This is a genomic window from Bartonella birtlesii IBS 325 (genome assembly GCF_000273375.1).
GTDB classification, from domain to species: domain Bacteria; phylum Pseudomonadota; class Alphaproteobacteria; order Rhizobiales; family Rhizobiaceae; genus Bartonella; species Bartonella birtlesii.
Genome location: NZ_CM001557.1, coordinates 808,353 through 832,291, shown reverse-complemented (window position 1 = coordinate 832,291; position 23,939 = coordinate 808,353). Strand labels below are relative to the sequence as shown.

Here is a 23,939-nt window from a genome sequence, read left to right as displayed (position 1 = left end):
ATGACAAAAACCAAAAAACTCGACATGGAATTGCCTAAAGAAGGACGTTTTATCAGTTCTGAATTCCCAATCTTGCGCGAAAACTTGACAAAAATTGATCAAACAATTTCTGATGTTGAGGAAAAGCTAGACGAAAAAGCCCCTTCAAAACACACGCACACAATAAGTGATGTCACAGATCTTGAAGCAGCTCTTAAGGCCAAGATGGCAGCAGATAAAACATTCACCTTTGCTGATTTAAGCGATATCGAAGGCGCTAAGGACGTAGCCAACAATTATGTTCTCTATAAATCAAGCAACAATAATTTCACCTTTGGCAGTGCTATCTCTCTGTTAGGTGCACACCAGCATAAAACAGAAGATATTGTAGGATTGGATGATTTTAGAGCCAAAATTAATCAAGATCTCACAGCCTATGGTCGCCTAAAACAAGCCAATGAATGGCAAAATTATAATAAATTTACCAGCAAAGTCACCATGAGTGGTGGCTTAGAGCTTTTGGGCAACGCATCATTGAACCTTACCCATAATGGTGAAATGGTTACCAGTTTAAGCACAAATGGAAGCTTGCTTAAAGGACCGCTGAAAGTGGATGGAGATCTTGTTTATACCAAGGCGCAAGTGGATGCAGTTATCTTGGCTGAAATAAAGAGTCTTAAAAAAGATTGGACCGATAAAATCATTAATTGGCTGGCACTTGCCGATGCTGAATTGCTCTATACACAGGATGAAAAAATTCAATGGCCAAACTGGGTCACCGATAAAACTAAAGTTGAGATCCAAGCCTGGGGCGGCGGCGGTAGTGGTGGTGGAGCGGATACACCAGGATTAGGCGGCGGTGGCGGCGGGGGAGGTTGTTCAGTATGGTATGGCTATAAAGCGGATTTAAAAGGGCATGAGGATATCACAATTGGTAAAGGAGGAGCTTGTATTGCATCACGCAGTGCAACAAGCCATTCTGGAGGAACAACAATAATTGGAAAGGATTTTATTACCGCCACAGGAGGACAAGGCGGCGGCGGCGGTCACTCTTTGAAATCAGGCTCTGGTGGAGCTGGAGGCATTGGCGGAAATTTTAGCTTAGCAACAGATGATCGCCCGAATTTTGCCAAGGGCGGGAATGGCAATCCTGGAACAAGCGGAATCGATGGAAAAACAAGTGGTAATGGAGGTGATGCTGGGGGCGATACATCAAGAGGTGGCTCTGGAGGAATAGGACAAGGTTCCTATAGTTCAGGAAAAGCAGGTCGTGGTTTTGGTGGTGGCGGTGCCGGTGCTCACTCTGATTATTCTCCCAGCGGTGCAGGAGCTGATGGCGCTGTCCTTATAAGATTATGGAAAGATTAAATACAAAACCAAAAATAGCGCAAGTCAAATGGATAGCTATTCTATAAGCGAGCTTGTATGATTTTCTTTCTTTAAAACCATTTTTGACTGACAGCGTCAGGCTTATGAGAGAGTGTAGATGATTTTATGGTCTCTTCATTAATTTGGAGAGCAAGATGACAATAGAATTTAATCATGGTATTCACTTTATTAAGAAAGGGTACAATTATGAATGACATTCCTGCACAAAGAGATAAAAATCGTTGCCCTACTCATCCGGGAGAAGTTTTAGCAGAAATTATTCCTGAAACTGGCAAAACGAAGACAGAAATCGCACAGATGCTTGGTATATCACGCCAACATCTCTATGATATTCTAAATGCAGAAAAACCTATCTCCCCTTCTCTTTCGGCTTGTCTTGGAAAGATGTTTGGGAATGGAGCAGCAATATGGTTACGTATGCAAGCCAATTATGATGCTTGGCATGCAGAGCGTGAAACAGATGTTAGCAAAGTTCCGGTACTTCACACTGTTTAATTGTATCACTCAGTCTCTAGAAACTTTTCTAAGTGGTTTTATTGCTTTAACTTCTTTAATTTTAAGTGCAATTTTACGAACGAAAGCAAGACTAAAGCGCCCTTGTGGTTTTAAATCTTCAAAGTCAAACAAAGATTCGCAAGGAACAACATTAAATTCATCAACACGCACCCAAGACTGCTTTTGTAAACCCACACGCTTACATTCTATCTCAGGTATTTTTAAGCTAAACTGCAAATTAATAGGTTCTTGAGAAGTGATAGGAAACAAAAAGAAATGGCTTTCAGTTTTAACCATAACACAGGAAGGACGCGCTTTACGTCCTGAATGTTCACCTTTTTGCGCTTGTTCGTGCCATAAATAATAATATTGTACAACATCCCCTGCTTTAAGCATGTTCGTTACTATTCAAAATGTCATCTAAACCACGATCTAAATCATCTAATATATTTTGAGGTGCATCTGCATAAACAAAAGATTGTGCGCCAGAACGCGCTTTTATTAATTCATGATATAAATCAACAGGAAGCATAATGATTTTTTCACGCCCTCGCTTTGTTAAAGCTACAGGTGTAGACATAGCCTCGTCTAAAATATCGCCTGCCCCGCGGTTTACATCTGTAAAACTATATTTTTTCATAGGCACATCCTATCTTTAATGCATAATACATATTATACGTATAATGTGTATTATGTAAAGATATTTTACGGCATTAACCACCTCCCCATTTTCAGAACGGGGAGATGAATCGTGTTTTAAGCTAAGCAGCTTTCACAACGGGATTCTCCAAAGTAGGAGCATAAGCTTGCAATAACGGATTCATGCTATGCGGTAGTTCTGAATCTCCAAAATCTGTTAGAACTGTTAAGATTTTAAGTATATTGGGCACCTCATTTTGAAGTTTTAAAATCAAAGCTTTTTCCACTACGCTCATAGTATCAACCAAAGCAGTACACTCTTTGTCGCTCATATTTTCATGTCTAGAAAACTGTGATAACGCCATCCATAAATCGCATAAGAAGTTAGTATCTATCTTCTTCATTGTACACCTCCATGGATTTGTTCTCTCAAACAAGCTAATCCTTTTGGTGTGATTTTTGTTGAAGGGAGTATTTTTTCTGTTCCGTCCGGTCTTTGAATGGTAATAGCAGGGCAATCCATGAATCCTTTCTTGATTTTATCTTGATATGGTAATAAAGGTGCCCCTGGAGCACGTCGATACACCCAATCATGTTTTCGCAAGTAATCCGTTAAGTCCTTTGGTCGTACCTCTAACATCTTTGCTGCTTCAATAAGACCAAACAAACCATCAGAGCGTTTTAAACCATCCAAAGCTTTTGCTTTTGGTGCTAATTCTGCAATAACATGATCTTTCTGCTCTATTTGGCTTTGTAAGTGATTCAAAACACCAAGTAATGCTTCGGGTTTAGAGTAGTCAACTTGTGGTGTTGCTACTTGTTTCAAAAGCCGTTCACATTTGATAAAGTATAAACGAGCTTCTCTACCTTTCTTATTGTTCTCAAGCATAGAAAGCTCTTTTGCTACACTTAAAGTTAGATGATAATCTTTACGATTGTGGCCACCTCTGCCTTTGCTTCCCAAAATAGGGAAGCAAACAAAGTCTTGATTTTCTACCAAATTATATTTGTTGATACGTTCGGTAATCCAGTCCGCAAATTTTTTACCTACTTCTAAAAAACTATGCAATTCACGTGCATTTACTGTTTGAACAATTTCCTGTCCAACAGTTTGTTCCGATATCGGAATAAGAGTGTTCATGTGAACTCCTATTGGTTAGATGTTTTTCATTGACACTCTGAAAAGAGTGCCGGGTGCTGAAAAACACGGCCAATAGTCCGTCGTTACGCTTTTCCCGTAAGGGTATTGTATAGCGTAACCACACCCGACAAAGCCATTATATGCGTGTAACATACAATGAGTCAAAGCCTTTAATGTGCGGAAAAGAGACTGTATCGGCAATCCATCCGCTATTGGTTTAAGGTGTTTTTCAAGCACCTGATTCGATTATTCATATTGTCGCCACATTGTCAAGTAGCTTCTGATAATTTTTTGATATTTTTGCTAATTTCATCTCTGAATGCCGGGCGCTGAAAAACACGGCAACAAGCCCGTCGTTATGCCTTTCCCCTAAGGGTATTGTATAGCATAACCACACCCGACAAACACTATTATATGCGCACAGCATACAATGAGTCAAAGTCTTTAATTGGCGGAAAATTGATTATTTCGGCAACCAATCCGCTTGTTGTTTTGAGGTGTTTTTCAAGCACCTTTGTATGAATCTAACGGTTTTAAACATTTTGTCAAGTCGCTCGTCAGAACGGCCTTCACCAATCTCATTTTTCCCATTCATTTTCATTCACCCCTCATTTAAAGGAGCATAAAGTATGGCAACAGGTTTTCTACACGGTGTTGAAGTCGTTGAGGTTGACGACGGTACACGCCCCCTTCGCGCGGTTCAATCCGCAGTTATCGGGATTGTTGGCACGGCGCCCGATGCTGATGAACAAGCCTTTCCTCTTAACACACCGGTTTTGGTTACCGGTTCTCTTTCACAAGCCGCTAAACTGGATAAAACAGGCAAGCGTCAAGGCACCCTACCCAATGCCCTTGACCTGATTTTCAAACAAGTGGGTGCTATTGTTGTCGTCGTACGTGTGAACGAAGGTGATAATGAAAGCGCGACACTTGCCAATATTCTAGGCGGTGTGAACGCAAATGGCGCTTATGAAGGTGTCCATGCTTTAATTGGCGCACAATCAATTCTTGGACAAACACCACGCATTCTTATTGCCCCAGGTTTTACACACAAACGCCCTATAAGTCTTAGCAAGATTGATGTAACAAACCAAGGCAGTGGTTACACACAAGCAAGCGTTAAAATCGAAGGCGGTGCACAAGCAGAAGCAATTCTTAGCGATGGAAAAGTGACTTCTGTTGTCATTAAGGACAGTGGCTTTGATTATCAAACCGCCCCAACTGTGACGATTGAAGGAGATGGCACTGGTGCGACAGCTAAAGCCGAGATCAGTACAACCTCTAATCCAGTAGCGGCAGAACTCATTGGCATTGCTGAACGCCTACGCGCTATTGTGGTGCTTGATGCACCAAACAGCACAGACGAAGCAGCACTCAGCACAGCAAAGGATTTTGATTCAAAGCGCGCCATTATCGTTGACCCTTTTGTAAAGGTAAATCATGATGGAAAAATTGTAGAACAGCCAGCAAGTGCAGCAGTTGCAGGTGTCATTGCTAAAACTGATTTTACACACGGTTTTTGGCATTCTCCTTCAAACAAAGTGATAAATGGCATTGTGGGAATTGCGCGCCCCATTGATTTTTCCATTGGTGATAGATCAAGCCGCGCCAACCTTCTTAATGAACAAAACATCACAAGCATTATTCGTGAAAATGGTTATCGTCTTTGGGGTAATCGCACCCTTTCAAGCGATACAAAGTTTGCTTTCTTATCGGTGGTGAGAACCGCAGATATGATCAATGACGCCATTTTGCGCGGGCATCTATGGGCTGTCGACCGCAATATCAAAAAAACCTACATGAGTGACGTGAGTGAAAGCGTTAATGCCTATTTGCGTGATCTAAAAGCGCAAGGCGCCATTCTTGGGGGGCATTGTACTCCTGATCCAGAATTGAATACAGCAAGCGCTATTGAAAGCGGCAAAGTCTATTTCAATGTCGAATTCACACCAACAACACCAGTAGAACACATCACTTTCCGTTCACGCATTGTGAATGATTACTTAGAGGAGATCTTTTAATGACTGTACCAGTTTTACCAAGGGTTCTAAAATATTTTAATATTTTTGTCGACGGCATTCCCTATCAAGCAAAATGTGAAAGCGTAACACTACCAAATTTGAGTTTGGTCGTTGAAAGTTATCGTGGCGGAGGCATGGATAGCTCCATTGAGGTTGATCTTGGTCTTGAAACCCTCATCCTTACCATGACCATTTCTGATTGCTCTCCAGAGTTAATGGCACTGTTGGGACGGTCCGATGTTGACATCTCATTGAGAAGTTCGATGCAAGCCCAAGGCACACCCGCAGAAGGTGTTGTCATCACCATGAGAGGGATATGCAAAGGCTTTGAAATGGCAGAATGGCAACCAGGAAGCAAAGCAACTTCTACAGCGACCTTCACATTGCAGTATTTCAAATATGTCCAGAAAGATATGGAAATTGTTGAGATAGATGTCCTTAACTTGGTGAGAAAATTCAATGGCGTTAATCAATTAGCAGACCATAGAGCAAATATAGGATTATAAAAATGACAGTACAAACAAGCATTACACATAAATTACTTATACCTATTACATTTGAAGGAAAAGAACACACCGAAATCACCTTACGGCGCCCCAAAACAAAAGATGTGCAAGCAATCGATAAGAAGGAAGGCGTTGAACAAACAATTGCTATGGTTTCGCGCCTTTCTGAATGGCCACATGAGGCTGTTGGTGAACTCGATATTGATGACTTATCAAGCATTGGGGAGATTTTGGAGTCTTTTATCAAGCGGCGGGACACCTCGACTGGGAAACCGCCGCAAAACTCATAGCCGATATTGCCATTGTTTTTCATTGGTCCCTTTCGGACATGATGGAAATGGAACCGCAAGAGTTAATATTCTGGCGAAAACAAGCAGCAGAAAGGTATAAGACAAAATGAGTGAAAAAGTTGCTGATGCAAAAGTGAAGTTGTCTCTTGAAGATAAACTCACTGCACCTCTTAAACATCTTCAAAAAAAATTCGATAAATTGTCAAAAACACTCTCGCACAGATTGAGTATTCCGCGCTTTTCTGCTGCCGTCAAAAACATGACAAAAAGCCTTCATGGCGTTCAAGGCGCCCTTGGCACAGCAGCAAGCCGCGCTTCAGTTTTTACTGGTGTTTTAGGGCTTGCTGGTGGTGGACTTGTGGCAAGTGTGACCGCCCTCACAATGAAAACCATGCATCTGGGGGATAGTCTTCACCACGCATCACGACATTTGGGGATGAGTGTTGCATCGCTTCAATTATGGGGCGATGCAGCCGATAATTCAGGATATTCCGCTGAACTTTTTCAACAATCTCTAGCAACTTTAAATAGGCGTTCGGCGCAAGCATATGCTGGACAACAAAGAGGCATTATGGGGTTTGAGGCGCTTGGTATTTCTGTCAAAAACGCCTCAGGAAAACTCAAATCAAATTCTACCTTGTTGGAAGAAATTACCGATAAGATGAGTAAAATGAAAAATCAAGCACAAAGACAGCATATTGCTTCTCTGCTTTTTGGTGGTGATGGCAAGGAAATGGCAGCCATGCTTGCACAAGGGATGGCGCCCATAAAAGAGCTCTTTGCAAAGGCGCGGAAAGGAAAATGGCTTATAGGTGCCGATGTCGCACAATATGCAGCAGATTTAAGTGATAAGCTTGGTGCCTTTAAGAAAAAAATAGGGGGTATCGCTAGTTTTATTGGTGCACGTTTCATGCCCGTCATCAATGATATGATTGATGCTTTCTCAAAATTGATTGATGAAAACCGCGACCTTATTCAAACAACCGTTACTGGGTGGGCTAAAACCTTAAAAAAAGCCCTGAAGGATTTGTTTAATCCTACTTCTGATTTAAGAAAAGGCATTAGCGATCTCACGGAGAGGATTAAAGGCTGGTTTCGCTGGCTAGAGCCGTTGATTGGTGAAATAACCCTCTTTAAGGTAGGACTTGTGGCACTTGGTTCATTCATTTTTGGTCCACTCATTGCCGCATTAGCCGCTGTGGGGACAGCGTTTGTCACACTTGGTTATACTATAATGACGACACCTATCGGTTGGTTAATGGGTGGCATTGCAGCTCTTGTTGGAGCCGGATATCTGCTTTACAAAAATTGGGACAAAATCAATGGCTGGCTGCTTACATCACTAGCCATAGTAAGCGCAGTTTTTATCAGGCTTGCTTTCGCTCTTTCAGGACCAGTGCTTTCAGCCTTCACTTCCGTTGGTTCTAAAATTACCGGTCTGGCTGCAAATCTTGGAAAATCCCTGCTCTCAAAAATAATCGCAGCAGATAAAGCTTTTATTAGATTTTCTGCTACTCTAGGAAGATCACTGCTTTCAGCATTAGCCTCAGCTGCTTCTGCAGTTGCCAGTCTTGCTTTAACTCTTGTAGGGACACTGATTTCGGCAATAACGGCCGTTAGTTCTGCTTTTATATCGCTTGGTATCGCAATCATGACCACACCTATCGGCTGGATAATGGCTGGTATTGCTGCCCTTGTTGGAGTTGGATATCTGCTCTACAAACATTGGGATACGGTAGTAAACTTCATAAGCAACTTGTGGAATTCTTTTTACAGCTTATGTTGTAACATTTTCAGTAACCTCTTTACACTCTTTAAAAACTTTTCACCACTCTCTTGGATTGCGACAAAAATCAATGCATTGATTGAGTGGCTGTTTGGCATCGATTTAATGGAAGCAGGTTCCAATCTCATTGGTAGCTTGTGGGACGGCATCAAAAGCCAATGGAATGCTCTGTCTGAATGGTTTAGCGGCATGATAAGCAAATTAACCAGCTGGATGCCAAACTGGATGAAAAAAAAGTTAGGGTTTAATGTCTCAATCAACAAAACTTCAACCCAGACTATTAAAACCTTTACCGATGAAACCAATGCACGGGCAAAAAAAATGCTGGATACAGTAGTGGTTACAAATACCCCACCTGAAAAACGCAAGAGTGGTTTTAATACAAGTGTCGTTGAAACAGGACAAATGCAGGCAACAAATAAAGTGGGTGCCTTTAAAGCTCCAAAGCCAATTACGGTTCATAAACCCGTTGAAGTAGACGCCCGTGTAACCATTACAAATCTCAATATTTCAGTACCAAATGGTCTCAAGGACGAAATCAGAGACGCTGTCAATCAAGCACTTGAACGTTATGCAAAACAGCAACGTTTAGCCATAACCTCCAGTCTTTCGGATTAAATACCATGATGTTAGCTTTGGGTGGTTTTATTTTTTCCATTGAAACAGCAGCTTATCAAACCCTCGATATGTCTTATGGTGTTCCATGGGTGGAGCAAGGGCGATTGGGGAGAAAGGCAGCTCTTCAATTGCCTGCTGTTGCAAATGCGGAATTTTCTTTAGCAGGCGTGATTTATCCAGATTTCAAAGGTGGTCACAGACAGCTCGAATATTTACGACAAATAGCGCATATGGGACCTCATATTCTTGTGACCGGTCAAGGCAAAATCTTAGGTAAGTTTGTCATTCTTTCTGTAGAGGAAAAACAAAGCGTTTTTCATCATAATGGTACCCCCAAAAAACAAGAATTTACAATAAAATTGAGAGAATATGGTGAAGACCTATGAGTGACCTTTATATGACCAAAGATGGCGATATGGTAGATGCCATTTGCTGGAAATACTATGCCAAAGGTCAACAAGCGCTTGCTGTTGAACGCGTCTATGCGGCTAATTTGGGGCTTGCAAACTATGGACCCATTTTAAAAGCAGGTATCACGATACTCTTGCCATCTCTCCCCTATCCTAAAGCCACACCAGTGATCAGAATTTGGGGGAGCAAATCATGAAACCTTTTTGCATGGTTCTAGCAAATGGGGAAGACATCACCAAAACGCTCATGGATTATGTTTTATCGATTGAAATTACCGATGAAGCAGAAAACAAAAGTGATCGTATCACCATAGAGCTTGATGACCGTGCACGTGACAGTGATAATGGCTTTTTAGATATTCCCCTTATCGGGACAGTTATTTCCATAACACTTGGCTATGAAGGCGGAAAAAACCGCGATATGGGAGCTTATCTTATTGATGAAATCTCTGTGAGCAGTCCACCGCAAAGCTTAAGTGTTACAGGGCGCGCCGCGTCCATGAACACGTCTTATAGAACCCCCAAAAGCCAATCCTATCACCAGCAAACCCTTGGCAGTATTGTTCAAGAGATAGCAGAGCGTAATGGCTATACAGCAAAGGTTGATCCTTCTCTTGCAAAAATCGTTGTGCGCCATATTGATCAAACATCGGAAAGTGATATGGCTTTTGCCACACGCCTTGCAGGAGAATATGATGCGGTCGCAAAGCCCGTTGATGGCAAACTTGTACTTGCCAAACGTGGTGAAGGCAAAGCCATTACCGGTGAAACACTCCCTATTGTTGTTATTCATGAAAAACACTGTACCTCTTGGGATTTTAAATACAGTGCACGGGATGAAGCTGGTGCAGCCAATGGCTTAGAAACAGATGTGGGAGACGACCAAAAAGCCGCTGCTAATGCACGAGAACCAGAAGAGATTGATGATGATGAAAACTTTATCCATATGGATGAAAGTGACAGAGCAGCACCATCATCATCTGAATCGGAAAGAGCAGAAACAACACCTGAGAAAGAAGAAGACAAAGAGAAAAAAGGCGGTGTTCTTGCAACCTATTATGATGTACGCAGTAGTGAAAAAAAAGAAGTTAAAGTTGGAAAACCGCCGTTTCATGAACTCAAATACACTTATCACAATCAGGCAGAAGCTGTTGCGGCCATTGCCGCTTATCGCAATAAGTCATCACGCGGTAAATCTTCTTTCTCATGTGATATTGGTGGTGATCCCTTTGTGCAAGCAGAAGCAAAGCTTGTTCAGGAGCCCCCTTTTCGCCCCTATATACCAGCAGAATGGCGCATCAAAAGCGTCAAGCACAAACTTGATAAAACGGGCGGTTACACCACAAAAATAGAGTGCGAACTTTTTGATAAAGCGCAAGAAGATGCGGCTGGAAACGTTGCAAACACAACACCAGACAAGGATGATACCCTTGATCCAAACGCTCCACCCGATGCATTATACAATGAAAGCGATGGCGTTATTCATATGGACGAGGAGGATATCAATTAGCAAAAATATCAAAAAATTATCAGAAGCAACTTGACAATGTGGCGACAATATGAATAATCGAATCAGGTGCTTGAAAAACACCTTAAACCAATAGCGGATGGATTGCCGATACAGTCTCTTTTCCGCACATTAAAGGCTTTGACTCATTGTATGTTACACGCATATAATGGCTTTGTCGGGTGTGGTTACGCTATACAATACCTTTGCGGGAAAAGTGTAACGACGGACTTATCGCCGTGTTTTTCAGCGCCCGGCATTCAGAGATGAAATTAGCAAAAATATCAAAAAACTATCAGAAGCAACTTGACAATGTAGCGACAATATGAATAATCGAATCAGGTGCCTAAGAAACACCTTAAATCGATAGCGGATAGATTGCCGACACAATCTCTTCTCCGCACATTAAAGACTTTGACTCATTATATGCTACATGCATATAATAGATTTGTCGGGTGTAGTTACGCTATACAATACTCTTTATGGGGAAAGCGTAACGACGGACTATCGACCGTGTTTCTTAGCGCCCGGCATTCTTCTGGAATGTCAATAAGAAACCTCTAATCGATAGGAGTTCACTATGAACACTCTTATAGAAATTAAAGAACGGGTTATTGATCAGGAAACTGTTCAAACTGTTAACGCGCGTGATTTGCATGCGTTTTTGGAAATAAAGTCTGAATTTAGAAATTGGATTAAAAATCGCGTTAAAGAATGTAAATTTCAGGAAAATATAAACTTTATAACTGCGGTAAATTTTTACCGGGGTGGAAAAATAAAAGAATACCACATTACGTTAGACATGGCTAAACACCTTTCCATGATAGAACGTAATGATAAAGGGCATGAAGCCCGTCAATACTTTATCAAATGTGAGCGGCTTTTGAAACAAGTAGCAACCCCACAAGTTGACTACTCCAAACCCGAAGCATTACTTGGCGTCTTGAATCACTTACAAAATCAAATCGAACAGAAAGATCATACTATTGCTGAATTGACACCAAAAGCAAAAGCTTTGGATGGTTTAAAACGCTCTGATGGTTTGTTTGGTCTTATTGAAGCAGCAAAGATGTTAGAGGTGCAACCAAAGGATTTAACAGATTACTTGCGTAAACATGATTGGGTGTATCGGCGTGCTCCGGGGGCGCCTCTGTTACCTTATCAGGATAAGATCAAGAAAGGATTCATGGATTGCCCTGCGATTACCATTCAAAGACCGGATGGAACAGAAAAGGTGCTGCCTTCAACAAAAATCACACCAAAAGGATTGGCATGTTTGAGAGAGCAAATCTATGGAGGTGTGCAATGAAGGTAGATACTAACTTCTTATGCGATTTATGGATGGCGTTATCACAGTTTTCTAGACATGAAAATATGAGCGACAAAGAGTGTACTGCTTTGGTTGATACTATGAGCGTAGTGGAAAAAGCTTTGATTTTAAAACTTCAAGATGAAGTGCCGAATATACTTAAAATCTTGACAGTTCTAACAGATTTTGGAGATTCAGAACTACCGCATAGCATGGATCCGTTATTGCAAGCTTATGCTCCTACTTTAGAGAGCCCCATTAAAAAGGTTGCTTAAGTACCTCCCTTCCCCATCTTTAAAGGTGGGGAGGTAGTCAAGATGCTTCTTCTAAAGCCGCTTGTTCCTTACAATTATTTTGGATAGGCGTTAAGCTAATCTGCAAATTTAAGGCACTCAAAACACTGAGAAAAGTAGAAAGCCGTGGATCGCCTTTATCACTTAAAGAACGATAAAGAGACTCGCGATTTAGTCCTGTCTCTTGAGAAACAGTTGTCATTCCTTGTTTACGCGCAATAATACCTAATACATGTGCAATATAGCCACTATTTTTGGTTTCTAAAGCATCATCTAATAAGATCTTAAAGTCTTCAGGCGTATTAAAATATTCACTTACATCAAATTTAGTAATTTCCATGTTTCATTTCCTTTACTAATTGAAGGGCTTTTTCGATATCTTTTTGTTGTGTGGATTTATCACCAGCATTTAATAACAAAATGATTTGTTTCCCTTGTTTTACAAAATAAATCCTATAGCCTGGTCCATAATTTATTTTTAGTTCACCAATGCCACGGAAATATTTCACGTCTCCTAGAAGCCCATATTCAAGGCGGAAAATACGTGCAGCAATTTTCTTTTGCACTTGTTTGTCTTTTAACGAGTCTAACCACTCTGTAAAATAGTGTGTTTTTTTAACAATAAACATCTGTAGTTTATATGCTACAGAATAAATAATGTCAAATACATTCTTTTGTTCCAATGAAAAAGCGACATGAGTTTTAACAAGCTATCTTTCCGAATGGGAAAGATGTCAATTTTTTAATCCAGCTCTGCTTTTTGCGGAGCTTTTTTTATGGAGAATCATATGCGAAAAATATCATCAGAAGGGCTAGCACTTATCAAGCAATGGGAGGGCTTGCGTTTAAACGCCTACAAAGATACCATTGGTGTGTGGACAATCGGTTATGGACATACAAACACTGCTGGAAAGCCTTTTATTTACGAAGGTATGACAATCACTGAAAAGCAAGCAGAAGAACTTCTTCGCCAAGATTTGCAACAATTTGAAAATACTATTGAACGCGCTGTTACAGTTTCATTAACGAATGAACAATTCGCGGCGTTAGTGTCCTTTTGTTATAATGTAGGAACAGATGCCTTTTGTAACTCTACACTATTAAAGAAGCTCAATCAAGGTGAATATGAAGCAGTCCCCTTCGAATTGCAAAAATGGACCAAAGCAGGCGGTAAGTGTCTTCAAGGTCTTGCACACCGACGTGCAGCAGAAGCAGGGCTATGGGCGAAAGGGGCTTATGTTTCTTCTAATTATCAAACAGTAGAAACAAAAGCACCAACAGGGGTTTTCAAAGCAGAAGCTCTTGCACCGATTATTGGCTCTTTTTCAGGTCTTGGCGGTTTGTTAGCAGGCAATGGCCCCATCCAATGGGCTTTAGCAACCATTATGATTTTAGCCACATGTGCTGGTATTTTCTTTGTTGCTAAACGCTTTCAGGAGCACCGTCTATGATCTTATGGATAAAAAGAAATCTAATGGTAACAGCTGCGGTTTTAACCGCTTTTTTTATTGCATTAGCAAGAGCCTTTACTCTTGGGAAAAAAGCAGAACAGCAAAAACAAACAGAAAAGGCTTTAAAAGCAGCAACAACACGGATGGAGGTGGAAAATGAAATTAATCAAAAAAGTGATACTGATGTGCGTGCTGCTCTCTCTGACTGGTTGCGCGACAAATAAATATAGCTCTTCTTGTGTTGGTTGGTTGCCAATTTATTTAAAACAGCAAGATCTGAACACCATCAGTTCCAATTTAGCAAGAGAGATCTTAAAGCACAATAAACAAGGTGAACACGTGTGTGGGTGGAAACATGGCTAGAAAAAGAACAAAAGACGATACAGAACTTACAGAAGCAGAAAAAGAAATCCTTCAGGAAATCATCATGACCTATAAAAGTGTAAAAGTGATGTCACGTTATACGAAATGGATTGTACTCATTATACTCTTATTAGCGCTTGATTTTTCACGTATCATGGATGCGTTTGTAAGTATTTTTACACAAAAACCAAATATCCGACTCTAAACATACTCTGAGACGCGCGAAATTCTTTAGCAAATGGTTTCTTAATTTTGCTCGTCTCATGGAGGTGATAGAGAATGCCTTCGCCCATTTAAAACAGTGGATTTCAAAGAATTAAAACTTCACCCCCTCCCCGCTTTTAAAACGGGGAGATGAATCGTGTTTTAAACTAAGCGGCTTTTACGACAGATCTTGCTAAAACCTGCTTTGCTTCTTTAATTAAGGCTTTATATTTTCTGTTCTCTTCATCTACTCTGAAGGCATCAAGAAGGCGAACATGAATTGGACCCAGAAGATACAAAACTTTTTCACCAGCGTTCATACCTTCCCAATAACTTGGTAAGTCAAAACGTTTATCTTCATAATCAGTAGATTGGTTTCTTAGTTTCTTTTCACACTCAATAAAGTAACGGCGTGCTTGCCTACCTTTCTCATTGCGTTCAACCATGGAAAGTTCTTTCGCCATGTCTAAGGTGAGGTGATATTCTTTGCTGATAACATTTTTACGTTTCCCAATTTTGGGAAGCGTTAAAATATAGTCTTTTCCCTCTTCAAATTCATACTGATTAATGCGGTTCGTAATCCAAGTAGCAAAACGTTTTCCTATTGCCAAAAACGTATGCAATTCACGCGCATTAACAGTTTTAACAGTTTGCTGATCAATGACTTGTTCTGATATTTTTATAAGAATGTTCATAATGAACTCCTATCGATTAGAGGTTTTTGATTGACACTCCATAAGAGTGCCGGGCGCTCAAAAACACGGTCGATAGTCCGTCGTTACGCTTTCCCCATAAAGAGTATTGTATAGCGTAACTACACCCGACAAAGTCATTATATGCGTGTAACATACAATGAGTCAAAGCCTTTAATGTGCGGAGAAAAGATTGTTTCGGTAATCTATCCGCTATCGATTCAAGGTGTTTTTGAGGCACCTGATTCGAAAATACACATTACAGAAATAATGTCAAGCCTTTCCTGATATAAAAGACGCCCATTGTTCTAAGAGGATACGGCGTTGCTCTAAAAAATCTGTCCGCATATAAGCTTTCGTCACTGAACTCCCAACTGTATGTGCAAGAACAGTTTCGGCAATCTCAAATGGTGTTGACGTTGTCTCTGCTATCCAATCCCGTAAGCTTGAACGAAAACCATGGGGACGATAAGTCAAACCACAAACTGTCATATACTTTGCCATGGTAGCATCAGAAATGGGGTTGCCTTTAAGACCTGAAAAGAGAAAACCTTTTTTCTCAAAAGGGAGAGATTTTTCAATCACTTTCAAAGCTTCACGACTTAATGGCACGCGAAAGTCTGAAACTTTCCCTACAATACCTTTCATGTTTTCTTTTGGTATCGTCCATATATTTTTGTCAATTTGTTCAAGGCGCAAATAGCGCAATGGATATGACCGTGCTCCCGTCAAAATGAGTAACTTCAGTGCTAAATTTGAAAGGATATCATCCTTTAAGTTTTGATAAAAAACCGGCACTTCTTGCCATGGCATAGCAGGAATATTTGTTGATGTCGCACGTGGTTTTCCTAAAAGAGCGCGTGCTTTCATACAAGCCTGTAAATCAACATCTAAACCAAGAGCCGCAGCATATTTCAAGCAAATATTGATACGGTTAAGTGCTTTTCGCGCTGTATCTGCTTTTTCATGCCAAAGGGGTGCGAGAACATTGCGAATGATATTGGCTGTTAATTTTTCTATAGATAAATTACCTATGTGTGGAATAACGTGCAACTCTAGTGGAGAAAACCAGCGGCCGTTTTTGCCTTCATTTTTCAACTCTGCTTTTTTGCTTTCAAAAGCCGCTTTTGCAATTTCTTGGAAGATATTGCTTTGCTGTTTGAAAATAGTCTGTTCGCGAAAGACAATAGGATCATTGCCTTCTTTGAGAATATCACTATAATGTCTAGCAAGTTCGCGCGCTTCTTTTAAAGAGAGTTTTGCAACAGGACCAAGTCCCATTTCACGGCGCTTATTGTGGTGCGTATAGCGAAAAAACCAAGAGCGTGTATTGTCTTTTCGAACATTCAACCATAGCCCTGCCCCGTCACAATATTTACCTTGTGGAGACGACTTTACGAATGATGCTGATAACCGATGAATCGCCCTCACTTAACGTCCCCTCTCGTCCACCTTTTCAGGCATTGCTCGTCCACCTTTTTTGGTCCACCTTTTAGACCACCTTAAATTTTTGATTTGAGATTTTTTCTTTAATACTTAATTTTTTTATTGAATCATAAAAAGCTATAGACATCAATACATCCTTGCGCATCTTTACGTAATTTGATTCTTGCTAATAAAGCCTGCCTTGCCGGCATGCGGCACCGTTTTGTGTTTTTAAATTAAAATAGAGAGATTTACTTAGTATAGACAATATTGCTTAGTAAAAAAGTGAATAAAAATGAAACATTGGATAGCTGTAATTTCTCGAGCCCACGCACGCCTTGCAGCAGAATTTGGCTTTCTTCAAGTCTGTCATGGTAAAGCTGGTCCACTTCGAAAAACATCTAAGGGAGATGAAGCCTTCATTTACTGTCCACGGAGCAAAATAGGCACTGGGCAGGTTCTTCAAACAATAGAGTTTCAGTGTATATTTAAAGATGATCACATTTATCAAGTGGAGCAAGCGCCTGATTTTATACCTTTTCGAAAAGATGTTATTTTTAATAAACAAGCACAATCTGTTATTTTAAAAGAGATTCAAGATCTTGATTTTTTAACTAACTCCCATTGGGGGATGTTAGCACGACGAGGTTTTTTTGAAATTACAGCTTATGATGCAGCCCGAATTCGCGAAGCAATGGGAATTCATGATGGCTAATTATTCAACTGCTTTTGTTATTTTTTATTTCTGATAAAATGTCTAAAAGATTTCTTTAAGAAACTTGAATGTCTCCATTTGACTAAAGCATAGTCTAAAATAGATAAAAAAATAACTTATGTATATATTTGATTTTATTACCGTTACTGTATCTTCAATGACAACTTTGACATTATCCTTTTGTGCATTTAAACATAATGATTTGTAAAAAAGGGAGTTCTCATGTTTAAATGGACACATAGCGAAGAAATTAATACAGAGGCAAGTGCTGAGCAAGTTTGGGCTATGTGGGAAGACGCGGCAACTTGGCCTTGTTGGGATCACGAACTTGAGTGGGTAGAACTTCTTGGTGCTTTCAAAACAGGAACTGTAGGACAAATGAAACCTAAAAAAGGACCAAAAGTAATCTTTACACTTGATAAAGTTATAAAAAACGTTTGTTTTTCCGATTATGCTAAACTTCCTTTTACGCGCATGACTTTTGATCATGAGTATATTAGTTCAAAAAAATCTGGTTCTTCAAACAATAAAATTCGTCATACAGTAACTATGTATGGCATACTTTCTCCCTTGTTTGGAATGATTATTGGATCAAAAATAAGGCTACATCTTCGTGATGCCATGATTGAAATGAGCCGTCGTGCTCTTACTGAAAATAAAACTATCCCCTAGCTATACTCATTCACAAAAAATTTGATGTTTCTTCAGAAGAGATGATGTAGGGGTTATCACTTACATTAGAATGAGGTGGTTGAGCAGTTGGTATTTGACAATTCAATTATCCACGGAACGTTTTTCAGTTACTCGTTTAAATCTGATGAAACCATTAAAAATTTTTTTTGCACTCATGAATAAAAACGATTATTGGAGCACTCGAGGATTTAAGATTAAAGTTAACTATTATTCCTAATCTGTTATTGGTTCAATTCTAAATCGTGTCTGCCTTACAAAATGTAAAAAAGCAAATTTGAAAAATTGAAATTAAAGAAAATTTGTAACATATTGTGTCTTTTCGAAAAGAAATTTAAAAGAAAAAAGTGCATGGATGGTGTGTAATTTTTAGCGAGAAGTATATAAGAGTTGTATTTTTTATAAATTCGCCAAATTGCTTATCCATGTAAATAATGAATATTTGAGGGAGTTTATAATGACTGACAAAAACCAGATTGATAAAGCTACTTCGTTGGTTGAAGCGGCAAAGCGTTCTGGGGCAGATGCTGCTGATGCTGTTGTCGTTCGTGCACATTCTACCAGTGTATCGGTTCGTTTTGGAAAAGTCGAAGCAACAGAAGCTTCAGAGAGCAATGATTTTACATTAAGAGTTTTTGTTGGAAAAAAAGTAGCGAGTGTTTCTGCTAATTTAGCAGTTTGTCCGCACAAACTAGCAGAACGTGTTGTTGCTATGGCAAAAGCTTCTCCTGATAATTTATTCGAAGGTTTGGCAGATAAAGAGTATCTGGTTAAACATCCTAAAGATCTTGACCTTTTTGATGATTTTGTTCCACATGGTCATTTTCTAACAGAAGATGCTTTGAAAATGGAAGCGGCAGCTCTTGATATTAAAGGAGTGAGCAATTCTGGTGGAGCCGTTACATCTTATGGCCATAGTGGATTTGTTTTGGTGACCAGCGATGGTTTTTGTGGAGCTTACCATTCTAGTGGTTTTTCACGTTCTTGCAGTGCACTTGCTGGTAAAGGGACAGCAATGGAACGTGATTATGATTATACAACTGCCTTACATTTTTCTGATTTGGAAGCAGCAGAAACTGTAGGAAGAAATGCAGGAGTTGGAGCAGTTCGACGTTTGGGAGCAGTACGTGCTGCTACGGGGGTTGTAGATGTTATTTTTAATCCGCGTACGGCTCGCGGAATTGCTGGACATATCGCATCTATGGTGAATGGAGCATCTGTAGCTCGTAAAACAAGTCTTTTACAAAATCTCTTGGGAAAAGCGGTAATGAAACCAGATGTTAATGTGACAGACCAGCCTTTAAGATTGCGTGGGAATGCTTCTCGTCCCTTCGATGGAGAGGGAGTAGAGGGAAAAACATTGAATATTATTGAAAATGGTATTTTAAAAAACTGGCTTCTTTCATCGTCTTCAGCGCGTGAATTAGGGCTTGAAACCAATGGTCATGGCGTACGTTCGGCATCATTGGTTCAACCAGCGAGTACCAATTTTGCTATTGAACCAGGTTTAGTATCACCTAGCGATATGATAAAAGATTTGCAAAGTGGGTTTTATGTGACAGAATTATTCGGACATGGCATTGATTTTGTGACGGGACAGTATAGCCGCGGTGCTTCTGGTTTTTGGATTAAAAATGGTGAAATCTCTTACCCTGTAAGCGAAGTAACTCTGGGTTCTGATCTGCTCCATATGCTGGCGCATTTAATGCCTGCGAACGATATTGATCGGCGTTATAGTACAGCAGCTCCGACTTTATTAATTGAAGGGATGACACTTGCAGGAAAATAAAACGCATCATTCTTCTGATTTAAATCTTTTGCTTGATGTTTGTCGAGAAGCAGGAGATTTAGCAATGAAGTATTTTGGATGTGCGTTAGACGTTTGGATTAAAGAAGGCAATTCACCAGTCAGTGAAGCAGATTTTGCAGTTGATCATTTTTTAAAAGAAAAGCTTCTTAGAGAACGCCCGAATTATGGATGGATTTCAGAAGAAACAAAAGATGATCGAGAACAAAGAGTGTATGAGCGTTACTTTGTGGTTGATCCTATTGATGGAACGCGTGGTTTTCTTTCTGGCAGCACCTATTGGTGTGTTTCGGTTGCTATTATTGAAAATGGGCGTCCTATCGTGGGTGTCGTGCAATGTCCAGCTCAAGGAGATGTTTATGCAGCTGTTGCTGGTCGAGGAGCAACATTAAACGGTATAGCGCTTCCTCTTTTAGCATCTCAGATTAACGGTAAGTATAAAATCTCAATTGATAAATCATTAATACAAAAGTTGCCGGAGGATTTTCGTAATAAAATCAGTTTTTATTACCACATTCCCTCTCTTGCGTATCGTATTGTTCTTGTTGCTCAAGACGAAATTGATATTGTGTTGGTTCGCCCCGATTGCCATGCATGGGATATTGCCGCTGCCGATCTTATTTTACAAGAATGCGGAGGGCGTTTTCTATCGTTTGATGCACCTGTTATATCTTACGGAATTGAACCTTATCAATATGGGCTTTTAATTGCTGGTAAAAATAATTGCGTTCAAAATATGATAGATGTTGTTCGTAAAGCAAAGTTAGTTTAATCACATAAAAAACAGGCTAAAATTTCTTAATGATATGGAGGCACATATGACTGAAGTAAACGAAAAAAAGCAATATTTGCATCTTGTATTCGGTGGGGAATTAAAAAATCTTAATAGCAATCAATTTAAGAATATTAATGATTTAGATGTGGTTGGTATTTTTCCAGATTATCAATCAGCTCAAGAAGCATGGCAGGCGAAAGCACAAAAAAGTGTAGATAATGCGTTACAACGTTACTACATCGTAGACTTGCATCGCCTTCTTGAAACTGAAACCAGCGATATACAATGAAATTTAAATATCTGATCATTATTTTCTTGAATGATGCGAACGGGGAAAAATTGAATTTTTTAGATTATACTTAAGATGAGTGAAAAAATTCAGAAAAAGGAGCAGTGTATTTTAAAATACTTTTGGCAAAAGAACCAATATTCACTGATAAAGGCATAGCTTGTATAATTTTTTATATGAAGGGGCCGTGTGCGTTTTGTTTATTGGACAAATCTGCAATTGAAAAGCTTAGATAATGTTATGAAAATACCAAGCCTTTATAATTTATTTCTTAATCACTTTTTTGCATACACAGCATATTATGGAGTTCTTTCTTTGTGCTTAAAGTAAAAAAGTTTTTGCTATATTTTTTGTTTTGTTCATTCAGAAATAAATGCACCATTTGCAAAAATGAAGGCTTAAACTTGTTTATGGTTTGAGAAGATAAAGTAAAACGCCTTATATTTACAAGTATGGATACGAGAACTCTTAACGCCAAAAATGTTCTTAAACTTAACAAAAAATACTATAATTGTGGATATAAAACACCTAAAATTAGAAAAGAGATTATTTTATTAGCCAAATTATTTACCTGTCCTATTTACTTTGTGTACATGCATTTTCATGAGAAAAGATTCTTGAAAAAACATGACATAAAATTGTGATTCTGCTTTTTAAATTATTCTCATGAATAAAGCACGCTTTGTTGCCTAAAATATGAGGTATTTTGCTTATTTGCTAAAAGAAAAATCGGAGTCTCATGAAAAGGAGTGATAAATCGTTAATAAAAAAACTCACAAACGTCTCAAAATAAGTGAATGAGGTAGTTTTAATAATGGAACTAAAGGCACAAGCAGCTTTTTTAATCTATCGGATAGTTGGTTTTTGCTTACGTCCTGTTGTACCTTTTTATTTGCTTTTTCGTACTATTCGTGGAAAAGAAGAGCAAGGACGTCAAAAAGAACGTTTGGGTAAGGGCCATAAAATACGACCTCAAAGCCCACTCATTTGGTTGCATGCAGCAAGTGTTGGAGAAACACTTGCTCTTGTTCCGCTTATTGATTACATTTTATTATTGAAAATCAGTGTATTGTTGACAACCTGTACTGTAACTTCCTCTTCTCTTGTGAAAAAAAAATTTGGTAATCGGTTAATTCATCAATATGCTCCATTGGATTTAGATTTGGCAGTGCGCCGTTTTCTTAGTCATTGGAAGCCGGATTTAGCATTGATTTGTGAATCAGAGATTTGGCCTGTGCGTATTAAAGAACTTGCTAAAATGCATATTCCACAGATTTTGGTTAATGCCCATATGTCTAAACGTTCTTTTCAAGCTTGGAAAAAACGTCCTGTTCTTGCCAATTATATTTTTAAGAATATTGATCTAGCTATTGCTCAGAATGACAGAGATGTCACTTATTACCATGCCCTTGGGGTAAAGTCTGTTGCACTTTCTGGTAATCTTAAGGCCGATATTGTACCAGTTGAAGATCAAACATTACTTACGTATTACCGTCGTGCTCTCGGTAACCGTCCAGTTTGGGCAGCTATTTCAACCCATGAAGGGGAAGAAGAAATCGCTTTTGAAGTCCATAGGATTCTTAAAGATTATTTGCCAGATTTATTAACAATTATTGTTCCCCGTCATCCTGAACGCTTAGAAGATCTTCTCAAAAAGTGTAACAATGAGAATTTGCGTTTTGTTCGTAGAAGCAGCAATGCTGTTCCAGATAAAAATACGGACATTTTGTGGGGCGATACAATCGGGGAAATGGGGCTTTTTCTTCGCTTATCAAAAGTCTCTTTCATTGGGAAGTCGTTATGTGGAGATGGTGGACACAATCCATTGGAGCTAGCTTTATTTGGTTCAGCTATTTTGACAGGACCTCATGTCTCAAATTTTCAAGAAATGTTTGAACAATTCTTAACACATGAAGCAGCATATATGATCCAAGATACAAAACAGCTTGCTATTCAGGTATATAGACTTTTAACAGATGAAATATTACGACAAGAAATGACAAATAAAGCCTATGAAATAGCAACGGGGATGGCGGGTGCACTTGAACGTACATTAAAGATTCTTGATCCATTTTTGCAACCTCTTGTAATACAAACAGGTTTAAGTCAGCGTCAGGAGGGAACATGAGGTTTAACACACCTCATTTTTGGTGGAAAGATAGAAGCTTTTTGCGTTTTTTATTAGCACCAATTTCTTGGGGATATGGTTATTTTTCACGATGTCGTATGACAAGACAGTCTCCTATTATCAATCTTCCAGTTTTGTGTATTGGCAATTTTACATGTGGTGGTGTAGGTAAAACGCCTGTTGTCATTGCTTTTACTCAAGTAGCTAAAGAGCTTGGTTTCGTACCTGGTGTTGTCTCACGTGGTTATGGTGGAAGGGTTAAGGGGGTGCATCTTGTCAATGAGAAGCATGACAATGCACATGATGTTGGAGATGAAGCACTTTTACTTGCACGGCATACTTTTGTTGCTGTATCACCCGATCGTCATGCGGCAGCGCAACGACTCAAGCAAGAAGGATGTGATTTTATTTTAATGGATGATGGGTTTCAAAGCCGCCGTCTTTATATGGATTATTCATTGCTTGTTGTAGATACGATGCGTGGTTTTGGGAATGGAGCTGTTTTCCCAGCAGGACCTTTGCGTGTACCATTAAAAACACAGTTTTCTTTGATGGACAGTGTTTTATTGATTGGTCATTGGGATGCGCGTGATAAAATTTCTTCTCTTGTCACTTCTACTGGGAAACCTGTACATTACGCTCATTTTAAATCATTAGCATCTGATAATGTTGCAGGAAAATCATTTTTGGCATTTGCAGGTATTGGCAATCCAGATAAATTTTTCCAATCAATTAAAGAGTTATGCGGTCATGTCGTGCAAACTTACTCTTATCCGGACCACTATTTTTTTACCGATACAGATTTAAAAAATCTCGCACAAAAGGCTAAAATGCATAATTTATGGCTAGCTACAACGGCTAAGGATTATGCACGCATACAGTCAAGGAGTGCACAAAAAGATTTAAAAAATCTTGTTGTTTTTGATGTTACAGTTAATTTTTCTCAAGAAGATTTCTGCCGTATGCTACTTGAAAAAGTCATAGCACGTTTTAAAGAACGAAAACATTCCCTTTAAG

General features: G+C 39.4%; 31 protein-coding genes. 23 read left to right on the top strand and 8 right to left on the bottom strand.

Translation table 11 applies throughout. From position 1 onward, the window contains the following. Positions 1 to 1,347: a Bgr_08870 family protein gene (locus QWU_RS04070; protein ID WP_006589091.1), complete on the top strand. Its 1,347-nt coding sequence runs from the start codon at positions 1 to 3 to the stop codon at positions 1,345 to 1,347. A gap of 207 nt (positions 1,348 to 1,554) precedes the next feature. Then, positions 1,555 to 1,863 (top strand): HigA family addiction module antitoxin, encoded by a 309-nt coding sequence (locus QWU_RS04065; protein ID WP_006589090.1) that lies wholly within the window; start codon positions 1,555 to 1,557, stop codon positions 1,861 to 1,863. Positions 1,864 to 1,872: 9 nt separating this feature from the next. On the opposite strand, the gene QWU_RS04060 is transcribed toward QWU_RS04065, so the two are convergent. From QWU_RS04060 to QWU_RS04045, 4 genes are all read right to left on the bottom strand, one after another. Beyond that, the gene (locus tag QWU_RS04060) at positions 1,873 to 2,259 is read right to left on the bottom strand and encodes a hypothetical protein (protein ID WP_006589089.1); all 387 of its coding nucleotides are present in this window, start codon (positions 2,257 to 2,259) and stop codon (positions 1,873 to 1,875) included. Continuing rightward, on the bottom strand, positions 2,252 to 2,503 hold the full coding sequence (locus QWU_RS04055) for a type II toxin-antitoxin system prevent-host-death family antitoxin (RefSeq protein ID WP_006589088.1): 252 nt from the start codon (positions 2,501 to 2,503) through the stop codon (positions 2,252 to 2,254). The genes QWU_RS04060 and QWU_RS04055 overlap by 8 nt, the downstream gene beginning before the upstream one ends. 121 nt (positions 2,504 to 2,624) lie before the next feature. After that, positions 2,625 to 2,906, bottom strand: a complete 282-nt coding sequence (locus tag QWU_RS04050; RefSeq protein ID WP_006589087.1) for a hypothetical protein — start codon at positions 2,904 to 2,906, stop codon at positions 2,625 to 2,627. Beyond that, on the bottom strand, positions 2,903 to 3,643 hold the full coding sequence (locus tag QWU_RS04045; protein WP_017196254.1) for a phage antirepressor Ant: 741 nt from the start codon (positions 3,641 to 3,643) through the stop codon (positions 2,903 to 2,905). Before QWU_RS04045 ends, QWU_RS04050 begins: the two co-directional genes overlap by 4 nt. 629 nt (positions 3,644 to 4,272) lie before the next feature. Here QWU_RS04045 and QWU_RS04035 point away from each other — a divergent pair. The 10 genes from QWU_RS04035 to QWU_RS03995 all read left to right on the top strand — a co-directional run bounded on the left by QWU_RS04035 (position 4,273) and on the right by QWU_RS03995 (position 12,365). Further along, positions 4,273 to 5,664 carry a phage tail sheath subtilisin-like domain-containing protein gene (locus QWU_RS04035; protein ID WP_017196252.1) on the top strand — a complete coding sequence of 464 codons (1,392 nt, stop codon included), beginning with the start codon at positions 4,273 to 4,275 and terminating at the stop codon, positions 5,662 to 5,664. Continuing rightward, the gene (locus QWU_RS04030) at positions 5,664 to 6,170 is read left to right on the top strand and encodes a phage major tail tube protein (protein WP_017196251.1); all 507 of its coding nucleotides are present in this window, start codon (positions 5,664 to 5,666) and stop codon (positions 6,168 to 6,170) included. Before QWU_RS04035 ends, QWU_RS04030 begins: the two co-directional genes overlap by 1 nt. A 2-nt stretch (positions 6,171 to 6,172) precedes the next feature. Beyond that, positions 6,173 to 6,460: a phage tail assembly protein gene (locus QWU_RS04025; protein WP_006589083.1), complete on the top strand. Its 288-nt coding sequence runs from the start codon at positions 6,173 to 6,175 to the stop codon at positions 6,458 to 6,460. Between the two features lie 38 nt (positions 6,461 to 6,498). After that, positions 6,499 to 6,570 carry a GpE family phage tail protein gene (locus tag QWU_RS10310; RefSeq protein WP_081485993.1) on the top strand — a complete coding sequence of 24 codons (72 nt, stop codon included), beginning with the start codon at positions 6,499 to 6,501 and terminating at the stop codon, positions 6,568 to 6,570. Further along, a complete protein-coding gene (locus QWU_RS04020; protein ID WP_017196250.1) occupies positions 6,567 to 8,864 on the top strand; it encodes a phage tail tape measure protein in 2,298 nt (765 codons plus the stop codon). The genes QWU_RS10310 and QWU_RS04020 overlap by 4 nt, the downstream gene beginning before the upstream one ends. A 5-nt stretch (positions 8,865 to 8,869) precedes the next feature. Then, positions 8,870 to 9,250 (top strand): phage tail protein, encoded by a 381-nt coding sequence (locus tag QWU_RS04015; RefSeq protein WP_006589081.1) that lies wholly within the window; start codon positions 8,870 to 8,872, stop codon positions 9,248 to 9,250. Beyond that, on the top strand, positions 9,247 to 9,471 hold the full coding sequence (locus QWU_RS04010; protein ID WP_017196249.1) for a tail protein X: 225 nt from the start codon (positions 9,247 to 9,249) through the stop codon (positions 9,469 to 9,471). The genes QWU_RS04015 and QWU_RS04010 overlap by 4 nt, the downstream gene beginning before the upstream one ends. Beyond that, positions 9,468 to 10,784, top strand: a complete 1,317-nt coding sequence (locus QWU_RS04005) for a phage late control D family protein (RefSeq protein WP_017196248.1) — start codon at positions 9,468 to 9,470, stop codon at positions 10,782 to 10,784. The genes QWU_RS04010 and QWU_RS04005 overlap by 4 nt, the downstream gene beginning before the upstream one ends. Before the next feature lie 577 nt (positions 10,785 to 11,361). Beyond that, entirely contained in the window at positions 11,362 to 12,090 is a 729-nt protein-coding gene (locus QWU_RS04000) for a phage antirepressor Ant (protein ID WP_017196247.1), read from the top strand. Beyond that, positions 12,087 to 12,365, top strand: coding sequence for a hypothetical protein (locus QWU_RS03995; protein WP_004858841.1), 279 nt, complete (start codon positions 12,087 to 12,089; stop codon positions 12,363 to 12,365). Before QWU_RS04000 ends, QWU_RS03995 begins: the two co-directional genes overlap by 4 nt. A 37-nt stretch (positions 12,366 to 12,402) precedes the next feature. On the opposite strand, the gene QWU_RS03990 is transcribed toward QWU_RS03995, so the two are convergent. Then, entirely contained in the window at positions 12,403 to 12,723 is a 321-nt protein-coding gene (locus QWU_RS03990; protein ID WP_006589073.1) for an addiction module antidote protein, read from the bottom strand. Next, positions 12,710 to 13,012 carry a type II toxin-antitoxin system RelE/ParE family toxin gene (locus QWU_RS03985; protein ID WP_006589072.1) on the bottom strand — a complete coding sequence of 101 codons (303 nt, stop codon included), beginning with the start codon at positions 13,010 to 13,012 and terminating at the stop codon, positions 12,710 to 12,712. The genes QWU_RS03990 and QWU_RS03985 overlap by 14 nt, the downstream gene beginning before the upstream one ends. 159 nt (positions 13,013 to 13,171) lie before the next feature. Here QWU_RS03985 and QWU_RS03980 point away from each other — a divergent pair, with 159 nt between their 5' ends. Genes QWU_RS03980 through QWU_RS03970 form a run of 4 tightly spaced genes read left to right on the top strand, consistent with a single transcriptional unit; the run spans position 13,172 to position 14,402 of the window. Beyond that, the gene (locus QWU_RS03980) at positions 13,172 to 13,834 is read left to right on the top strand and encodes a lysozyme (RefSeq protein WP_017196245.1); all 663 of its coding nucleotides are present in this window, start codon (positions 13,172 to 13,174) and stop codon (positions 13,832 to 13,834) included. Next, positions 13,831 to 14,058 carry a hypothetical protein gene (locus tag QWU_RS03975; RefSeq protein ID WP_006589070.1) on the top strand — a complete coding sequence of 76 codons (228 nt, stop codon included), beginning with the start codon at positions 13,831 to 13,833 and terminating at the stop codon, positions 14,056 to 14,058. Before QWU_RS03980 ends, QWU_RS03975 begins: the two co-directional genes overlap by 4 nt. Next, positions 13,991 to 14,197: a hypothetical protein gene (locus QWU_RS10305; protein ID WP_081486152.1), complete on the top strand. Its 207-nt coding sequence runs from the start codon at positions 13,991 to 13,993 to the stop codon at positions 14,195 to 14,197. Before QWU_RS03975 ends, QWU_RS10305 begins: the two co-directional genes overlap by 68 nt. Further along, complete coding sequence (locus QWU_RS03970; protein ID WP_004856913.1) at positions 14,190 to 14,402, top strand: hypothetical protein; 213 nt, start codon at positions 14,190 to 14,192, stop codon at positions 14,400 to 14,402. Before QWU_RS10305 ends, QWU_RS03970 begins: the two co-directional genes overlap by 8 nt. Before the next feature lie 166 nt (positions 14,403 to 14,568). Here QWU_RS03970 and QWU_RS03965 read toward each other — a convergent pair whose 3' ends face one another. Then, positions 14,569 to 15,096, bottom strand: a complete 528-nt coding sequence (locus QWU_RS03965; RefSeq protein WP_017196244.1) for an antA/AntB antirepressor family protein — start codon at positions 15,094 to 15,096, stop codon at positions 14,569 to 14,571. A 270-nt stretch (positions 15,097 to 15,366) separates the two neighbouring features. Next, positions 15,367 to 16,524 carry a tyrosine-type recombinase/integrase gene (locus QWU_RS03960; RefSeq protein ID WP_026017293.1) on the bottom strand — a complete coding sequence of 386 codons (1,158 nt, stop codon included), beginning with the start codon at positions 16,522 to 16,524 and terminating at the stop codon, positions 15,367 to 15,369. 289 nt (positions 16,525 to 16,813) lie between these two features. Here QWU_RS03960 and QWU_RS03955 point away from each other — a divergent pair, with 289 nt between their 5' ends. The 7 genes from QWU_RS03955 to lpxK all read left to right on the top strand — a co-directional run bounded on the left by QWU_RS03955 (position 16,814) and on the right by lpxK (position 23,938). Beyond that, positions 16,814 to 17,233 carry an EVE domain-containing protein gene (locus tag QWU_RS03955; protein ID WP_006589067.1) on the top strand — a complete coding sequence of 140 codons (420 nt, stop codon included), beginning with the start codon at positions 16,814 to 16,816 and terminating at the stop codon, positions 17,231 to 17,233. A 222-nt stretch (positions 17,234 to 17,455) separates the two neighbouring features. Further along, positions 17,456 to 17,905: an SRPBCC family protein gene (locus QWU_RS03950; RefSeq protein WP_017196242.1), complete on the top strand. Its 450-nt coding sequence runs from the start codon at positions 17,456 to 17,458 to the stop codon at positions 17,903 to 17,905. Between the two features lie 475 nt (positions 17,906 to 18,380). Further along, positions 18,381 to 19,712 carry a TldD/PmbA family protein gene (locus QWU_RS03945; protein WP_006589065.1) on the top strand — a complete coding sequence of 444 codons (1,332 nt, stop codon included), beginning with the start codon at positions 18,381 to 18,383 and terminating at the stop codon, positions 19,710 to 19,712. Beyond that, positions 19,699 to 20,502, top strand: a complete 804-nt coding sequence (locus QWU_RS03940; protein ID WP_006589064.1) for a 3'(2'),5'-bisphosphate nucleotidase CysQ — start codon at positions 19,699 to 19,701, stop codon at positions 20,500 to 20,502. Before QWU_RS03945 ends, QWU_RS03940 begins: the two co-directional genes overlap by 14 nt. A 46-nt stretch (positions 20,503 to 20,548) precedes the next feature. After that, a complete protein-coding gene (locus tag QWU_RS03935) occupies positions 20,549 to 20,794 on the top strand; it encodes a DUF4170 domain-containing protein (RefSeq protein ID WP_017196241.1) in 246 nt (81 codons plus the stop codon). Positions 20,795 to 21,605: 811 nt separating this feature from the next. Continuing rightward, the gene (waaA, locus tag QWU_RS03930; protein WP_026017292.1) at positions 21,606 to 22,922 is read left to right on the top strand and encodes a lipid IV(A) 3-deoxy-D-manno-octulosonic acid transferase; all 1,317 of its coding nucleotides are present in this window, start codon (positions 21,606 to 21,608) and stop codon (positions 22,920 to 22,922) included. Next, positions 22,919 to 23,938, top strand: a complete 1,020-nt coding sequence (gene lpxK, locus QWU_RS03925; RefSeq protein WP_017196240.1) for a tetraacyldisaccharide 4'-kinase — start codon at positions 22,919 to 22,921, stop codon at positions 23,936 to 23,938. Before waaA ends, lpxK begins: the two co-directional genes overlap by 4 nt. Position 23,939 lies beyond the last annotated feature (1 nt).

Excerpts from the sequence above, each read along its gene's own strand:
- QWU_RS04070 (WP_006589091.1), top strand. The coding sequence starts at position 1 with ATGACAAAAACCAAAAAACTCGACATGGAATTGCCTAAAGAAGGACGT.
- QWU_RS04065 (WP_006589090.1), top strand. The coding sequence starts at position 1,555 with ATGAATGACATTCCTGCACAAAGAGATAAAAATCGTTGCCCTACTCAT.
- QWU_RS04060 (WP_006589089.1), bottom strand. The coding sequence starts at position 2,259 with ATGCTTAAAGCAGGGGATGTTGTACAATATTATTATTTATGGCACGAA.
- QWU_RS04055 (WP_006589088.1), bottom strand. The coding sequence starts at position 2,503 with ATGAAAAAATATAGTTTTACAGATGTAAACCGCGGGGCAGGCGATATT.
- QWU_RS04050 (WP_006589087.1), bottom strand. The coding sequence starts at position 2,906 with ATGAAGAAGATAGATACTAACTTCTTATGCGATTTATGGATGGCGTTA.
- QWU_RS04045 (WP_017196254.1), bottom strand. The coding sequence starts at position 3,643 with ATGAACACTCTTATTCCGATATCGGAACAAACTGTTGGACAGGAAATT.
- QWU_RS04035 (WP_017196252.1), top strand. The coding sequence starts at position 4,273 with ATGGCAACAGGTTTTCTACACGGTGTTGAAGTCGTTGAGGTTGACGAC.
- QWU_RS04030 (WP_017196251.1), top strand. The coding sequence starts at position 5,664 with ATGACTGTACCAGTTTTACCAAGGGTTCTAAAATATTTTAATATTTTT.
- QWU_RS04025 (WP_006589083.1), top strand. The coding sequence starts at position 6,173 with ATGACAGTACAAACAAGCATTACACATAAATTACTTATACCTATTACA.
- QWU_RS04020 (WP_017196250.1), top strand. The coding sequence starts at position 6,567 with ATGAGTGAAAAAGTTGCTGATGCAAAAGTGAAGTTGTCTCTTGAAGAT.
- QWU_RS04015 (WP_006589081.1), top strand. The coding sequence starts at position 8,870 with ATGATGTTAGCTTTGGGTGGTTTTATTTTTTCCATTGAAACAGCAGCT.
- QWU_RS04010 (WP_017196249.1), top strand. The coding sequence starts at position 9,247 with ATGAGTGACCTTTATATGACCAAAGATGGCGATATGGTAGATGCCATT.
- QWU_RS04005 (WP_017196248.1), top strand. The coding sequence starts at position 9,468 with ATGAAACCTTTTTGCATGGTTCTAGCAAATGGGGAAGACATCACCAAA.
- QWU_RS04000 (WP_017196247.1), top strand. The coding sequence starts at position 11,362 with ATGAACACTCTTATAGAAATTAAAGAACGGGTTATTGATCAGGAAACT.
- QWU_RS03995 (WP_004858841.1), top strand. The coding sequence starts at position 12,087 with ATGAAGGTAGATACTAACTTCTTATGCGATTTATGGATGGCGTTATCA.
- QWU_RS03990 (WP_006589073.1), bottom strand. The coding sequence starts at position 12,723 with ATGGAAATTACTAAATTTGATGTAAGTGAATATTTTAATACGCCTGAA.
- QWU_RS03985 (WP_006589072.1), bottom strand. The coding sequence starts at position 13,012 with ATGTTTATTGTTAAAAAAACACACTATTTTACAGAGTGGTTAGACTCG.
- QWU_RS03980 (WP_017196245.1), top strand. The coding sequence starts at position 13,172 with ATGCGAAAAATATCATCAGAAGGGCTAGCACTTATCAAGCAATGGGAG.
- QWU_RS03975 (WP_006589070.1), top strand. The coding sequence starts at position 13,831 with ATGATCTTATGGATAAAAAGAAATCTAATGGTAACAGCTGCGGTTTTA.
- QWU_RS10305 (WP_081486152.1), top strand. The coding sequence starts at position 13,991 with ATGAAATTAATCAAAAAAGTGATACTGATGTGCGTGCTGCTCTCTCTG.
- QWU_RS03970 (WP_004856913.1), top strand. The coding sequence starts at position 14,190 with ATGGCTAGAAAAAGAACAAAAGACGATACAGAACTTACAGAAGCAGAA.
- QWU_RS03965 (WP_017196244.1), bottom strand. The coding sequence starts at position 15,096 with ATGAACATTCTTATAAAAATATCAGAACAAGTCATTGATCAGCAAACT.
- QWU_RS03955 (WP_006589067.1), top strand. The coding sequence starts at position 16,814 with ATGAAACATTGGATAGCTGTAATTTCTCGAGCCCACGCACGCCTTGCA.
- QWU_RS03950 (WP_017196242.1), top strand. The coding sequence starts at position 17,456 with ATGTTTAAATGGACACATAGCGAAGAAATTAATACAGAGGCAAGTGCT.
- QWU_RS03945 (WP_006589065.1), top strand. The coding sequence starts at position 18,381 with ATGACTGACAAAAACCAGATTGATAAAGCTACTTCGTTGGTTGAAGCG.
- QWU_RS03935 (WP_017196241.1), top strand. The coding sequence starts at position 20,549 with ATGACTGAAGTAAACGAAAAAAAGCAATATTTGCATCTTGTATTCGGT.
- lpxK (WP_017196240.1), top strand. The coding sequence starts at position 22,919 with ATGAGGTTTAACACACCTCATTTTTGGTGGAAAGATAGAAGCTTTTTG.